General features: G+C 67.5%; 17 protein-coding genes. 6 read left to right on the forward strand and 11 right to left on the reverse strand.

Annotation, left to right across the window (positions count from 1 at the left end; translation table 11 throughout):
• Positions 1-41: 41 nt before the first annotated feature.
• From GTW51_RS04720 to GTW51_RS04740, 5 genes are all read right to left on the reverse strand, one after another.
• Positions 42-1,211, reverse strand: a complete 1,170-nt coding sequence (locus GTW51_RS04720; RefSeq protein ID WP_163042754.1) for a zinc-dependent alcohol dehydrogenase — start codon at positions 1,209-1,211, stop codon at positions 42-44.
• Between the two features lie 166 nt (positions 1,212-1,377).
• Entirely contained in the window at positions 1,378-1,572 is a 195-nt protein-coding gene (locus tag GTW51_RS04725) for a hypothetical protein (RefSeq protein ID WP_163042755.1), read from the reverse strand.
• 77 nt (positions 1,573-1,649) lie between these two features.
• Entirely contained in the window at positions 1,650-2,522 is an 873-nt protein-coding gene (locus GTW51_RS04730) for a S49 family peptidase (protein ID WP_163042756.1), read from the reverse strand.
• Between the two features lie 106 nt (positions 2,523-2,628).
• Positions 2,629-3,441: a tRNA1(Val) (adenine(37)-N6)-methyltransferase gene (locus tag GTW51_RS04735; RefSeq protein ID WP_163042757.1), complete on the reverse strand. Its 813-nt coding sequence runs from the start codon at positions 3,439-3,441 to the stop codon at positions 2,629-2,631.
• Positions 3,428-3,646, reverse strand: a complete 219-nt coding sequence (locus GTW51_RS04740) for a putative signal transducing protein (RefSeq protein WP_163042758.1) — start codon at positions 3,644-3,646, stop codon at positions 3,428-3,430. The genes GTW51_RS04735 and GTW51_RS04740 overlap by 14 nt, the downstream gene beginning before the upstream one ends.
• A 229-nt stretch (positions 3,647-3,875) precedes the next feature.
• Between GTW51_RS04740 and GTW51_RS04745 the strand changes: the two genes are divergently transcribed.
• The 4 genes from GTW51_RS04745 (at position 3,876) to moaB (ending at position 8,385) form a co-directional block, all read left to right on the forward strand.
• Positions 3,876-4,892 carry a polyprenyl synthetase family protein gene (locus tag GTW51_RS04745; protein WP_163042759.1) on the forward strand — a complete coding sequence of 339 codons (1,017 nt, stop codon included), beginning with the start codon at positions 3,876-3,878 and terminating at the stop codon, positions 4,890-4,892.
• Between the two features lie 184 nt (positions 4,893-5,076).
• Positions 5,077-6,927: a tetratricopeptide repeat protein gene (locus GTW51_RS04750; RefSeq protein ID WP_343033909.1), complete on the forward strand. Its 1,851-nt coding sequence runs from the start codon at positions 5,077-5,079 to the stop codon at positions 6,925-6,927.
• Positions 6,928-6,940: 13 nt separating this feature from the next.
• Positions 6,941-7,843: a 4-(cytidine 5'-diphospho)-2-C-methyl-D-erythritol kinase gene (locus GTW51_RS04755; protein WP_163042761.1), complete on the forward strand. Its 903-nt coding sequence runs from the start codon at positions 6,941-6,943 to the stop codon at positions 7,841-7,843.
• Positions 7,840-8,385, forward strand: a complete 546-nt coding sequence (gene moaB, locus GTW51_RS04760; RefSeq protein ID WP_163042762.1) for a molybdenum cofactor biosynthesis protein B — start codon at positions 7,840-7,842, stop codon at positions 8,383-8,385. The genes GTW51_RS04755 and moaB overlap by 4 nt, the downstream gene beginning before the upstream one ends.
• A 9-nt stretch (positions 8,386-8,394) precedes the next feature.
• Here moaB and GTW51_RS04765 read toward each other — a convergent pair whose 3' ends face one another.
• On the reverse strand, positions 8,395-8,931 hold the full coding sequence (locus GTW51_RS04765) for a glycosyltransferase family protein (RefSeq protein WP_163042763.1): 537 nt from the start codon (positions 8,929-8,931) through the stop codon (positions 8,395-8,397).
• A gap of 123 nt (positions 8,932-9,054) precedes the next feature.
• On the opposite strand from GTW51_RS04765, the gene GTW51_RS04770 reads away from it, so the two are divergent.
• Together GTW51_RS04770 and GTW51_RS04775 are read left to right on the forward strand one after the other, a co-directional pair.
• Positions 9,055-10,212: a PA0069 family radical SAM protein gene (locus tag GTW51_RS04770; protein WP_163042764.1), complete on the forward strand. Its 1,158-nt coding sequence runs from the start codon at positions 9,055-9,057 to the stop codon at positions 10,210-10,212.
• Between the two features lie 123 nt (positions 10,213-10,335).
• Entirely contained in the window at positions 10,336-11,016 is a 681-nt protein-coding gene (locus tag GTW51_RS04775; RefSeq protein WP_425483227.1) for a ribonuclease HII, read from the forward strand.
• A gap of 160 nt (positions 11,017-11,176) precedes the next feature.
• Here the strand turns inward: GTW51_RS04775 and GTW51_RS04780 are convergent, their stop codons facing one another.
• From GTW51_RS04780 to GTW51_RS04800, 5 genes are all read right to left on the reverse strand, one after another.
• A complete protein-coding gene (locus GTW51_RS04780; protein ID WP_163043008.1) occupies positions 11,177-11,653 on the reverse strand; it encodes a F0F1 ATP synthase subunit B in 477 nt (158 codons plus the stop codon).
• A gap of 8 nt (positions 11,654-11,661) precedes the next feature.
• Complete coding sequence (locus tag GTW51_RS04785) at positions 11,662-12,261, reverse strand: F0F1 ATP synthase subunit B (RefSeq protein WP_163042765.1); 600 nt, start codon at positions 12,259-12,261, stop codon at positions 11,662-11,664.
• A 70-nt stretch (positions 12,262-12,331) separates the two neighbouring features.
• Positions 12,332-12,559: a F0F1 ATP synthase subunit C gene (locus tag GTW51_RS04790; RefSeq protein ID WP_163042766.1), complete on the reverse strand. Its 228-nt coding sequence runs from the start codon at positions 12,557-12,559 to the stop codon at positions 12,332-12,334.
• Between the two features lie 76 nt (positions 12,560-12,635).
• A complete protein-coding gene (locus GTW51_RS04795) occupies positions 12,636-13,400 on the reverse strand; it encodes a F0F1 ATP synthase subunit A (RefSeq protein WP_425483228.1) in 765 nt (254 codons plus the stop codon).
• 100 nt (positions 13,401-13,500) lie between these two features.
• Positions 13,501-13,884, reverse strand: coding sequence for an AtpZ/AtpI family protein (locus GTW51_RS04800; RefSeq protein ID WP_163042768.1), 384 nt, complete (start codon positions 13,882-13,884; stop codon positions 13,501-13,503).
• Positions 13,885-13,947 lie beyond the last annotated feature (63 nt).

Here is a 13,947-nt window from a genome sequence, read left to right on the forward strand (position 1 = left end):
GGCGGTGCCGGGCAATCTCTCGCCGCCCGGCACCGGGACGATCAGGGCTTCAGGACGACCTTGACGCAGCCGTCGGCCTTGTCGCGGAAGGTCTTGTAGAGCGCCGGCGCATCCTCGAGCGAGCCGCGATGGGTGATCATCGAGGTCATGTCGAACTGGCCCTCCTGGATCCGGATCAGAAGGTCATCGGCCCATTTGTTCACGTGGGTCTGGCCCATGCGGAAGGTCAGGCCCTTGTTCATCGCGGCGCCGAACGGGATTTTGTCGATGATGCCGCCATAGACGCCGGGAACGGAGATGATGCCGGCCGGGCGGCAGACATAGATCATCTCGCGCAGCACGTGCGGGCGATCGGTTTCGGCCATCACCGCCTGCTTGACGCGGTCGTAGAGATGCTCGGCCTCGTAGCCCGAATGGGCTTCCATGCCGACGGAATCGATGCACTTCTCCGGGCCCTTGCCGCCGGTCAGCTCGTTCAGGCGCTCGACCACGCTCTCATTCTGGAAATTGATGGTGATGGCGCCCTTGGCTTCGGCCATGGCGAGGCGTTCGGGCACTTCGTCGATGACCACGACCTGCTTGGCGCCCATGATCATCGCGCTCTGCATGGCGAAGAGGCCGACCGGGCCGGCCCCCCAGATGGCGACCGTGTCGGTCGGCTCGATGTCGCAGTTGGCGGCGGCCTGCCAGCCAGTGGGGAGAATGTCGCCGAGGAACAGCACTTCCTCGTCGCTCATGCCGTTCGGAATGACGACCGGACCAACATCGGCGTAGGGAACGCGGACATATTCGGCCTGGCCACCGGAATATCCGCCGGTCAGGTGGGTGTAGCCGTAGAGGCCGGCGCCGGAATGGCCGAACATCTTGGCGGCCATATCGGCGTTGCGGTTGGAGCGTTCGCAGACGGAGAAGTTCCCCCGCTTGCACTGCTCGCAGTCGCCGCAGACGATGGTGAAGGGCACGACGACCCGGTCGCCGATCTTCAGCTTCTTGTTGTCGCGGCCGACCTCCATGACCTCGCCCATGAACTCATGGCCGACGATGTCGCCGGACTTCATGCCCGGCATGAAGCCGTCGTAGAAATGCAGGTCCGAGCCGCAGATGGCGCAGGCGGAGACCTTGATGATGGCGTCGCGGCCGTCCTCGATGACCGGATCGGGAACGGTGTCGCAGCGCATGTCGTGCTTGCCGTGCCAGGTGATGGCTTTCATGGATAGATCTCCGGAACGTCAGGATTGGATGTTCCGACCCAACCGGTCACCCGGCCCCATCGTTCCGTTCAACCGTCCGCAGACTTGCCAGTCGGCTAAGCGCAAAATGTCGCAGCAATCCGTCCCGCGGGGCGTTCACATGCGAACGGTGAAGGCGACCAAGGCCTTAGTCCTTCTTGATGCGGTAGACGCCGTCCTCACCGCGGACCAGCGTGCCCTGCGCACCAGTGCGCATTTCCTCCTCCGAGCGTTTGCTGCGCTCGGCCAGCTTCTGCGCATCCCGTGTCATCTGCTTGTAGCCGTACCAGGCGGCCGCGCCGACAAGGCCGAGAAGAAGAAACTGCGGCATGAGTTCGACCATCGTTCGAGTGTTCCGCGAATATGCGTGGCGGCGCGCGCCTCGGCAAGGTACGAGCGCGCGCCCTGAAAGTTCCGCCGTCAGAGGCCGTAACGCGCCCAGAGCATACGCTCTTCGGCCGTGCCAATGAACTCGCTGGTGATGCCGGCGCCGATTGCCGCCATGCCGCGGCCCTCCGCTCCCGCGTTGATGCCGGGCGTCTTGCGGCCAAACAGGCCGCGGCTGCCCTGGATGAGGACGGGCTTGGCGGTTTTGCCGTAGCGCTCGCGCAGGACGCCGCGCAGATCGCCGAGGCGGTCGACGAGGCCGAGTTCCAGGCCGCGGATGCCGGACCAGAACAGGCCGGAGAAGAGGTCGTCGCTTTCGACCAGCCGTGTACCCCGGCTTTCCTTGACGAGGGCGATGAACGTGTCGTGGACCTCGCGCTGCAGGGCCTTCAGATGCTCGATGTCCTCGGGCCGTTCGGGCTGGAAGGGATCGAGCGTGGCCTTGTTGGTGCCCGCGGTGTGGACGCGGCGCTCGATGCCGAGCTTGCGCAGCGCCTCGACGAAGCCGAAGGATCCCGAGACAACGCCGATCGAGCCGACGATCGATGACGGATCGGCGATGATCTCGTCGCCGGCGCAGGCGATCATGTAGCCGCCGGAAGCCGCGACGTCCTCGACGAAGACCAGGACGCGCTTGTCCTTCTCGCGGGCGAGATCGCGGATGCGCTGGTAGATCAGCCGCGACTGCACCGGAGACCCGCCGGGCGAGTTGACGATGATGGCGACCGCCGGCGCGCGCTTGTGGGCGAACGCCTTCTCCAGCAGCGGCGCGGCGGTGGCGAGCGATAGCGCCGGCCGCAGCATGCTGCCGCTCGCCATGATCGCGCCGGAGAGGCGGACGACGGGAATAGTGATGGCGTCGGAACGGAAGCGGCGGGGCAGGTATCGCGTCAGGAAATTGGCCACGGGAAGCCTTTGCTGCTGGATGATCAGGATCCGGATGTAAGCGCGAACGGCGGGGACACAACTGAGAGGATGTCTCCCGTCGCCCGATGGCTCTCGGCGAGAAGCTTCAGACACCGACCATAATATCGGCGAGCCCGGACCCGACATCCTCGCCAAACCGGCTCAAGGCCCCGTCCGGCTCGTGCAGGAAACGGCCCGGGAGCAGGGCAAGCGGCGCGCGCGATCCCTTGCGGCCCGAGACCAGGAGCCGCACGGCCGGGGTATCTTCGCGAGCGTGGATGGGCAGGACATGGATGCCGCCGAGCCGGCCGTCGCAGGCACCTAGCACGGCCGACAGCGCCGCCGGCGGCAGGACCGCGACGAATCGCCCGCCATTGGCGAGCAGCGCTGCGCAGCCCTTGATCCAGGCCGGCAGGAACTGTCCGTCGGTGCCGGTCAGCGCCTCCGCCCGCAGCCTGTCGGGCGATGCGCGATGGCCGTCCGGATAGAAAGGCGGGTTGGTCAACACGAACTGGAACGCCCCGTCCGCCAGGCCCGCCGCCTCCCGCGCCGGGCGAGTCGCAAGGATGTCGGCCTCGACGACCGCGAGACGGGGTGCGAGCCGCGCATTGGCCGGCAGTGCCACGCTCCCCCGCGCCAGCTCCGCCATGGCCGGGCTCTTTTCGACCAGGGTGACGGTCACGCCGTCGCTGCGGCAGGCGGCTGCGATCCCGACGGCGCCGGCGCCGGCGCCGACATCGGCCATCGCCCCCAACGCGGCTGACGGCACGGTCGCCGCCAGGAGCAGCGCATCGAGGCCGGAGCGGTAGCCTTTGCCGACCGGCTGCAGCAACGCGAAGCGGCCGTCATAGAAGGCGTCGCACCGGGTTTCCAGGGTGTCCGCCCCGGCAGCGACAGAGGGCGCGTCAGGAAAGTTCATGGCCGAGCTCGGCGTCGCGCAGCAGGCGGCGCGCCTGGTCCAGCCGGTCCGGATCCACCAGGACGCGTCGCGGCAGGACGCCGATCGAGCCGTCGAGGATGCTCATGTGGACATCCGCGACGAAATGCGGAATCTGCGCGTCCTTGAGCAAGGCGTCGACGAAGGATAGGAGAACCGCGTCATTGGAGCGCATCAGTTCCTGCATGTAGGGCACCATTTCGAGGCGTATTCGGGAGAACCGTCGGACGACGGACCGGACGGACGCTTGTGGCGCCCTAGGTGGAGGCACTCATAGCCTGATGACAAGTCGCGCCGTACGTTTTGCCGTCGGACGGTTCAGGCGCCCGGCCTTCCTATCGGCGACAATGACGCCATCTTAGCCTCGCGACGTTGGCAGTGTGCACTGCGGCCGTCGAGGAAACCATCGGAGTGACATGGTGAGCTTGGCCATACCCGTCGGGCGGATCGATACCCGCGCCTCGATCGAACCGCTGATTGCCGTGAGCGGCCCCGACATGACGCGCGTCAACGCCTTGATTCTGGCGATGGCCGGATCGAACGTCGAACTGATTCCCGAAATCGCCGAACACCTGATCTCGTCGGGCGGCAAGCGCCTGCGGCCGATGCTGACCATCGCCTCGGCCCTTGCCCATGGCTATACCGGCGACGCGCACGTGAAGCTCGCGGCCAGCGTCGAGTTCATGCACACCGCGACGCTGCTGCACGACGACGTCGTCGACGAGAGCGATCTGCGGCGCGGCAAGAAGACGGCGCGGACCATCTGGGGCAACCAGGCGAGCGTCCTGGTCGGCGACTTCCTGCTCGGCCAAGCGTTCAAGATGATGGTGGAAGTGGGTTCGCTGACAGCCCTCCACATCCTCTCCAGCGCCTCGGCGGTGATCGCCGAAGGCGAGGTCTGGCAGCTCTCGGCCGCCAAGCACATGACCACCAGCGAGGCCGACTACATGGCGGTCGTCGACGCCAAGACGGCCGCGCTCTTCGCTGCGGCGGCCGAGGTCGGCCCCGTGGTCGCCGGTGCCGGCGATGCCGAGCGGATGGCGATGCGCAACTACGGCCGCAGCCTCGGCCTTGCCTTCCAGCTGGTCGACGACGTGCTCGACTATCGCGGCTCCGCTGCTGATCTCGGCAAGAACACCGGCGACGATTTCCGCGAGGGGAAGATCACCCTGCCGGTGATCCTCGCGTATCAGGCCGGCAACAACGAGGAAAAGGCGTTCTGGCGCGAGGCAATGGAGCACGGCCGCAACGACGACGAGGCGCTGGCGCGCGCCAAGTCCCTGATGCATGGGCACGGGGCGCTCGACGCGACCATCACTCGCGCCCGCAGCCATGGCGAGGCCGCCTATGCGGCAGCGTCAACGCTGCCGCGGACCCCCAGCCGGGATGCGCTGCTGAGCGTCGTCGAATTCTGCATCGACCGGGTCAACTGATCGTGTAACGCGACGGGGGCAAAACCCAGTCGCATTCCCGCCAATCTCTCGGCGCAACAAGGCGATGCCCTTGCATTATGGGGCGGCTTGACTTCACCTCGGCGAATCGTCCGGCCTGCCGGAACGACTCGGCCGCGCGTCGAGCATGGCCCGTGGCCGAAGCCCGCCCGGAAGAGGATCTCACGTGAAGATAACGCGCCTTCTCTCGTCGTTGACGACCGCCCTGCTCCTGGCAGGCAGCCCGCTCAGCGCGATGGCCGCCGGATCGACGAACGAACCACCGGCCGCCGCGACGATCGGCGTGCGGGCGCAGTCGCTGTCCGGCGCCTATCTTGCCGCCAAGGCGGCCCAGCTCGAGGGCGATCTCGAAGCGGCCAGCGACTTCTACAGCCAGGCGCTGGCGATCGACCCGGATTCCAATCTCCTGCAGCAGGACGCGATGTTCGCGTATCTCGCCAATGGCCGGTTCGAGGACGGCATCGATCTCGCCGCCAAGCTGCGCGACAGCGAGGAAGCCAGCAAGGTCGCGCGCATCACGCTCGGCGTCGATGCACTGCGCAAGGGCGACTACGACAAGGCGATCGCCGAACTCGACATCGTCAACCCGAGCGATCTCGACGCGCTGCTGCTCGGCCATCTGACCGCCTGGGCGGAGCTTGGCGCCGGCCGGATCGATGCCGCGCTATCGCGTATCGACGAACTCGATTCGGCGCCTTGGTATGCGATCTTCAACGCTTACGAGAAGGGGCTCCTCGCCGAGGTAGCCGGGCGCGTCGACGTCGCCCGTCGGTCCTACAAGCAGGTCGCCGACGACCAGGAACTCGCCCGCACCTCGCCCGACGCCTACCTCGCGGCAGCCGAAGCGCTCGCCCGGCTGGAGATGCGCGCAGGCAATAGCGACGCGGCACTGGCCGCCGTCGACCAGGGCCTGGCGCTCGTCGGCACCTACGATCCGCTGCTGCATCTGCGCGCCCGCATCGAGAAGGGCGAGACGGTCGAACCGGCCGTCGCCGACGTCCAGGACGGCGCTGCGGAGACGCTCTACATTCTGGGTCAGGCGATCAATCGCGGCGACGGCCAGCAGGTGGCGTTGCTGTATTTCCAGCTGGCGCGGGCGATCGAGCCTCGCAGCCCGGCGCTGCTGACGGCTTTGGCGGGCATCGCCGAGCGCTCCGAGCGGCTGGATCTTGCCATCTCCTACTATCGCGAGATCCCGGAGAGCTCGGCCTATCGGCGGACTGCCGAGCTGCAGATCGGGCTCGACCTCTGGTATGCCGAGCGCAAGGACGAGGCCAAGGAGCATCTGCGCCGCGCGGTCCGGGACTATCCCGACGACGTGCAGTCGCACACGGCGCTCGCCGACGTGCTGGCCGCGGACAAGGACTATGCCGGCGCCGCCGAGTCGCTCAACGAGGCGGTGCGCCTGGCGGAAGCCAAGGACTCGGCCGGCTGGAACCTCTATTACCAGCGCGGCATCGCCCATGAGCGGCTGAAGCAGTGGGATCAGGCGGAGCCGGACTTCCGCAAGGCGCTGGAGCTTTCGCCGAACCAGCCGGCGGTGCTGAACTACCTCGGCTATTCTTGGGTCGACATGAACCGGAACCTCGAAGAGGGTCTGGACATGATCAAGAAGGCGGTGACGCTGCGCCCGAACGACGGCTACATCATCGATTCGCTGGGCTGGGCCTACTACCGGCTCGGACGCTACCAGGAAGCGGTCGACGAGCTGGAGCGCGCCGTCCTGATCACGCCGATGGATCCGACGATCAACGACCATCTCGGCGACGCCTACTGGCATGTCGGCCGCAAGCGCGAGGCCGAGTTCCAGTGGGAGCGGGCGCTGAACGGCGAGCCGGCCCCGGAGCCCGACGTGATCGAGGCGATCAAGGTCAAGCTTGAGAAAGGTCTCCAGCCGGAGACCGACGAAGGCGGTTCGGCGGACGGCCGGGCCGAGCCGGCAGAGGAGGCGCCGGCGCCCAGTGGTCCGCGCGCCAACGCAGCGCCACCGGAGACGGGCATCGAAGCCGCCGACTGACCGGCCGCAAGCCGTGAAGCCTCTGGCGCTCCCCGCCGCCGCCGGCGACGCTCCCGCCAAGGTCAACCTGGCGCTGCACGTCGTTGGCCAGCGGACCGACGGCTATCACCGGCTGGAGAGCCTCGTGACCTTCGTGGCCGAGGCGCGTGACAGGGTGTCTGTCACGCCCGGTGGCGACGATGACACGATCGTCGTCGAGGGACCGTTCGCCGCCTCCGTACCGGACGGAGCGGACAACATCCTGCTGCAGGCGGCGCGATTCGCCCGCGCGCGGGTCGCGGCCTTTGGCCTGGCACTGCCGCCTCTCGCCATCCATCTCGACAAGCGCCTGCCGGTCGCGGCGGGCATCGGCGGCGGCTCGGCAGATGCGGCGGCGCTGCTTCGCATCATTTCGAACGCCTGCCCGGTCGCAAGCGCCGAAATCGCGGCAGACGCCGTCACGCTCGGCGCCGACGTGCCGATGTGCCTGACGGGCCGCCCTGCCCTCGTCTCCGGCATTGGAGAGCATGTCGAGGCGCTGGCGCCGTTGCCGGACCTGCCGATCCTCCTGGTCAATCCGGGGGTGGCGGTGGCGACGCCGGCGGTGTTCCGGGCGCTGGCTAGCCGGGACAATGCGAAGCTGCCGCTGCTTCCGCCGGACGGGTTCCGTGATGCCGTCGCGCTGGCGGCGTGGCTCGGGCAAACCCGCAACGACCTCGCAGCGCCCGCCACCACGATTGCCCCGGCGATCGCAGAGGTGACCGACGCGTTGCGCGCCGCCGGCGCACTGTTCGCCCGCGTTTCCGGTTCCGGCGCCACGGTGTTCGGCCTGTTTGCCGATCGCCCGTCGCTGCATCGGGCAAGGCTTGGCCTGAAAGCGGCCTATCCCTCATGGTGGGTCTCGGACCCTGCCGACACGGAGCTGACCACGGCATGAGCGACGAACGCGCCTTCATTCCCCTGTCTATCGCCATTCTCACCGTCTCCGACACGCGGGGCCTCGACGACGACCGGTCGGGCTCGGTGCTGGTCGAGCGCCTGACCGCCAATGGTCATCGTCTGGCTGACCGGCAGATCGTCACCGACGACGTCGACGCAATCCGGGCGGTGGTGCAGGGATGGTGCAACCGCGCCGACGTCGACGTGGTGATCACCACCGGCGGCACCGGCTTCACAGGCCGCGACGTGACGCCGGAAGCGCTCGAGCCGCTGTTCGAGAAGCGCATGGACGGGTTCTCGACGATCTTTCACCGGATTTCCTACGACAAGATCGGTGTCTCGACGATTCAGTCGCGGGCAACCGGCGGGGTCATAAACGCCACCTTTGTCTTCGCCCTGCCCGGCTCGCCCGGCGCCTGCCGCGACGGCTGGGATCACATCCTCGAGCCGCAGCTCGACTACCGCCACAAGCCCTGCAATTTCGTCGAGATCATGCCGCGGCTCGACGAGCACCTGCGACGCGGCGGCCGCTCGACCTGACTTGACGGATCAGCCCCGCGGGCGGTGACGCGGGGCCGGACGGATGTCCGCCGGCAGGGTGCCGACAGCGACGCCTTTGGCCATGGCCTCCAGGCTGGAAGCCGCCCGCGCGCGCCCCACGGCCTGCTGCTTCGGCATCATGAAACCTTCGACGAGAGCACTGCGCGACTGGCGCAGCCGACCGAGGAGGCTCGGCCTGTCCGCCCGCGACCGCGAGAAGCGGGCCGCCGGAATACGGGCATTGCCGCGCGCGACGGCGTCGGCATGCTCGATCACCGCCTCGATCCAGCCGGGCTGCAGCCGCGCGCCGGGCTCCAGCATCAGCAGCCATTCCCCCCGTGCGGCCGTTACCGCCTGGCGCAGATCCGCGGCCGCGACGATGCGGCACCCGGCATGATCGGCGACCTTGCGGCTTTCCGCAGACATTCCCCGATCGACCAGCACCACCTCGCGGACGACGCCCTCTACGGCGCCGGGCACCAGCGTCGCCAGCGTCGCCGCCACACCCTGATCGTCCGTCCCGCATTCCATCAGCACAGTGAGCATGCCCCTCGATAGCCGAGCGCCGCATTCCTGGCCAGCAGGCATTTTGTTCTTGTATTGTTCTCATTCGAGCATTAGGTCTTTGTTCACAAGTCCACCGAGGGTTCGAACCGGAAGGGTAAGACCATGCAGGACGTCAGCCACGCCGACCGCGCAGCGTTCGCTACGGCGAACGGAGTCGAGATCGCCAATCAGTTGATCGACGGCTCGGGCCTCCGGGTCGACCGGATGCGGCGACGCGGCCGCGGCGCCGGGATCAACCCCACCGGCCGCTATGAGCCCTTCGCGCGCGTCGCGTTCGACGACGGCTGGAACAGCCTCGAGGAACTGCCGCCGTTCAAGACCGAGGTGCAGGTCGAGGCGCCGAAGACGATAATCACCCGCAACAGCTCGCCGGACATCTCGTTCGACCGGTCGATCAACCCGTATCGCGGCTGCGAGCATGGCTGCGTGTACTGCTTCGCGCGGCCGACGCACGCCTATATGGGCATGTCGCCGGGGCTCGACTTCGAGTCCAAGCTGTTCGCCAAGCCGAACGCGGCCGAACTCCTGGAGCGCGAGCTGTCGAAGCCCGGCTACGAGGTCCGCTCGATCGCCATCGGCACCAATACCGACCCGTACCAGCCGGTGGAGAAGACCTGGCGGATCATGCGCGAGGTCCTGGAAGTGCTCGAGGCGGCGAACCATCCGGTGGGCATCGTGACGAAGTCGGCGCTGGTCACGCGCGACATCGACATCCTGTCGCGCATGGCGGCCAAGGGGCTCGCCAAGGTGGCGCTGTCGGTGACGACTCTCGATCGAAGCCTCGCCCGCACGATGGAACCCCGCGCCGCCACCCCAGCCAAGCGGCTGGAGGCAGTCAAGGCGCTGTCGGAAGCCGGGATCCCGGCGATGGTGATGATGGCGCCGATCATCCCGGGCCTCACGGACTCCGAGATCGAGCGGATCCTCGACTCGGCCCAGTCGGCAGGGGCGCGGGAGGTCGGCTACGTCCTGCTGCGCCTGCCGCTGGAGGTCTCGCCCTTGTTCAAGGAGTGGCTGCTGCGCCATTACCCCAACCGCTACCGGCATGTCCTGTCCCTGCTGCGCTCTATGCGCGACGGCAAGGACTATGACGCCGAGTGGGGCAAGCGGATGCGCGGCACCGGGCCCTATGCCTTCCAGATCCGGCGGCGATTCGAGATGACGGCGCGGCGCCTCGGCCTCAACGAGGCGCGCACCAAGCTGCGCTGCGACCTGTTCACCCCGCCGCGGGGCACCGGCGTGCAGCTGGCGCTGCTCTAGACCGGTCCTGCCGGAAAACGTCTCGGCCGGACCGCCACCCCTGGTCCGGCCAGGGCTCGTCGATCCCTCACCCCGTGATCGGCGAGGCTTGTGGAGAATCGGAGAATGCGCGAGTCTTGCCGCATCATGGCTCGCCGTTCCTCCGATTCTCCCGCTCTTCCCAAGGGCCGGGCCGCCAAGGCGCCCGGGCCGGACTTCACGCGCGAAGACCAGCTTCTGGGCTCCGGCGCGCGCTGCGTCGCCGGCATCGACGAGGCGGGTCGCGGCCCGCTGGCTGGCCCGGTCGTGGCGGCAGCGGTGATTCTCGACCCCGCACGGCTGCCGCAGGGCCTTGATGATTCCAAGAAGCTCGAGCGCGTAGACCGCGAACGGCTGTTCGGCGAGATCGTCGCGACCGCCTGGGTGGGCATCGCGTCCGCCAGTGCGCGCGAGATCGACATATTGAACATCCGCGGCGCGACGCTGCTCGCCATGCGCCGGGCGCTGCACGCGCTGGGGGACCCGCCGTGCCATGTCTTGATCGACGGGCGGGACGTGCCGCCGCGCCTCCGCTGTCCGGGGACGGCCGTCATTGGCGGCGACGCGTTGAGCCTGTCGATCGCCGCAGCCTCGATCGTCGCCAAGGTCACGCGCGACCGGATGATGTATCGGGCCTGCCCGACCTATGCCGGCTACGGATTCTCGCGGCATGTCGGCTATGCGACGGCCGAGCATCTCTCGGCCATCGCCCGCCTCGGGCCGACGCCGCTGCATCGCATGAGTTTTAGGCCGCTGCGCCCGGACCTGCTCGACGCGGCCGAGTGACGGCGAGGCCTCCTCGGAAAACTGCGGCCAGCAGGCTTCGCCGGAAGGCCGCGCTGCTCTCCCCCGCAAGGTAAATGCCTGCCCCAACGCAAAGAGGCCGCCTTACGGCAGCCTCTAGATTGCGTTGATGACTTGAAGGCAGCGATGGCTGCCCGGAATCTCAGTTGAGGTTCTTGCGGACCGCTGCGATCGATTCGTTGATGAACCGGCCACCTTCGGCGGCCTGGCGCTCGGCAAGGATCTTCGCGGCCGCCTCGACGGCGAGATCGACGGCAGAGGCACGCACTTCGGCGATCGCGTCGGTCTCGGCCTGGGCGATCTTGGCCTCGGCCATGGCGGTCCGGCGGGTGATGTATTCCTCGTTGCGCCGCTGCGCATCCTCGAGCATCAGGGCTGCCTCGCGCTTGGCGGCGGCGAGGATGTCCTGCGCCTCGACCTCGGCCTCGCGCCGACGCCGCTGATATTCGGCCAGCTGCTGCTTGGCCTCTTCCTTCAGCTCGCGCGCTTCCTCGATCTCCTGGCGGATGCGGACCGCGCGGTCGTCGAGGGTCTTGCCGACCTTCTGCGGCCCGCGGACGTAGAAGATAATCACAAAGAACAGGATCAGGCCGACAAGAGCCCAGAATGAATTGTCCATCATGGCCGTCAGCTCCGAACAGCGGTGACGGCGCCGGCGATTTCCTCGCGCGGTGCCTCGATGCGCGCGACCTCGCGCAGGATCGCGTCGGTCGCCTCTTCGGCGATCGAGCCCACATCCTTCAGCGCCTCGCGCTTGATGTCGTCGATTCGGACCTGGGCGGCGCCGAGCTTGCCGTCCAGTTCGCCGTCGATGCGCTTGCGCTCGCTCTCGGCGTCGGTGCGGGCCGATTCCTTGGCTTCGAGCGCGATCCCATGGGCGCGGTCGCGGGCCTCGGTGAGTTCCTGCTCGTAGGCGGCCTGCGCCTCGTCGGCGTCGGCGCGCATGCGATCGGCGGCCTCGAGGTCGAGCGCGATCCGATCGCGGCGGTTCTCGAGGATTCCCGCGATCCGCGGCAGGATGACCTTCTTCAGGACGAGGTAGAAAATGCCGAAAGTGATCGCCAGCCAGAGCAGCTGCGATGGGAAATATTCGGTCTCGAACGGCGGGAAACCGCCCTCATGACCTTCCTCGACATAGATTTCGCCATGCGTCGACGGCGCCGGGCTCGCCGGCGGAAGCAGGACGTCGGGCGATTCGGTCTGCGCGAAGGCTTGGCTTACGAACATCGAGGGCTCCGGCAAACGGACCGGCGACAGAGACTGCCGCCGGCCGGTTCGTCTTCAGTGGCTGCTTGGATCAGACGGCGAAGAGCAGCAGAAGCGCGATCAGCAGCGAGAAGATGCCGAGCGCTTCCGTGACTGCGAAGCCGAAGATCAGGCGGCCGAACTGGCCGTCGGCGGCCGACGGGTTGCGCAGTGCGCCCGAGAGATAGGCGGCGAACATGTTGCCGAGACCGAGGGCGGTTCCCGCCATGCCGAAGCATGCGAGGCCGGCACCGATGTATCTTGCTGCTTCCGCGTCCATGTCAAACTCCTTTGAAATTTCGATTGCGGCTGATGTGGCGGCTGGACGGCCGCCCCTGGGGTATCCTGGGGATGTCTTAGTGGCCTGGATGGATCGCGTCGTTGAGATACATGCAGGTCAGGACCGCGAAGACGTAGGCTTGCAACGCGGCGACCAGGAATTCGAGTGCCGTCAGAGCGACGGTCATGAAGAGCGGCAGGATCGCCCCGCCGATGCCGAGGGCGCCCATGGCGGTCATCGAGACGATGAAGCCGGAGAACACCTTGAGCGTGATGTGGCCCGCCAGCATGTTGGCGAAGAGACGAACCGAGAGCGAAACCGGCCGGGACAGGAACGAGACGACTTCGATGATCACCACCAGCGGGACCAGGATCGCCGGCACGCCGGACGGCACGAACAGCTTGAAGAAGCCGAGGCCGTTCTTCTTGATGCCGTAGACAACCACGACGCCGATCACCAGCACGGAGAGCGCGAAGGTGACGATCAGATGGCTGGTGACGGTGAAGAAATACGGCACCATCCCGAGCAGGTTGGCGACGAGGATGAACATGAACAGCGAGAACACGAAGGGGAAGAAGCGCATCCCCCCGGAGCCGGCGGCATCGCGCAGCATGTTCGCGATGAACTCGTAGGACAGCTCGGATACCGACTGCATGCGGTTCGGCACCAGGCCGCGACCACGCGTCGAGTAATAGAGCAGCGCCGTCGTCAGCGCGACCGTGACCACCATGAACAGGGCGGAATTGGTGAACGAGAAGTCCAGTCCGCCGATTTCGATCGGCACGATTCTGGAGATCACGAACTGGTGGATCGGATCGGTCGGGTTGGTCGCCAAACTCAGTGGTCCTTCGTCACATTCGCTACCCGGCGAGGGCCGCCCTGCCCAATAGCGTCCCGAACTCCGCTTCGCAACACCCTGCGCAAGACTTTGCTGCAGTCGCTCAATCCGGCGTGCTCGTCCCGCTTCCCGGAGGCCCGCCGGCCGGGCCGGTGCCGGAGGCTCCGCGAATGACGTTGAGAACCCCCGCGGCGAAGCCGATCATCAGGAAGATGATGAGCCCGAAGGGCGACGTGCCGGCCAGCATGTCGATCAGATAGCCGATCGCCGCGCCGACCAGAATGCCCGCGACAAATTCGCTGGCGATCTTCAGCCCCTGCGCGACGCCCTGCATTCCCTGCGATCGGTCCGCCGGTTCGCGGTTTTCCGGAAGCCGCTTCCGCTGGTCGGCGATACGCCTGGCAAGCGCCTCCCGGCGGGCGGCCAGCGCCGCATCGTCGACGGGCAGAAGCGTCGGGTCGGGGTCGTTCGGATTGTTCGCCGCCATCGTGTCGCCTCGCCGTTGCACCCATGCCGGGTGAGCCTCTGCGACGCTAGGCACCCCGCGGGT

The organism is Aurantimonas aggregata, from assembly GCF_010500835.1.
Lineage (GTDB): Bacteria > Pseudomonadota > Alphaproteobacteria > Rhizobiales > Rhizobiaceae > Aurantimonas > Aurantimonas aggregata.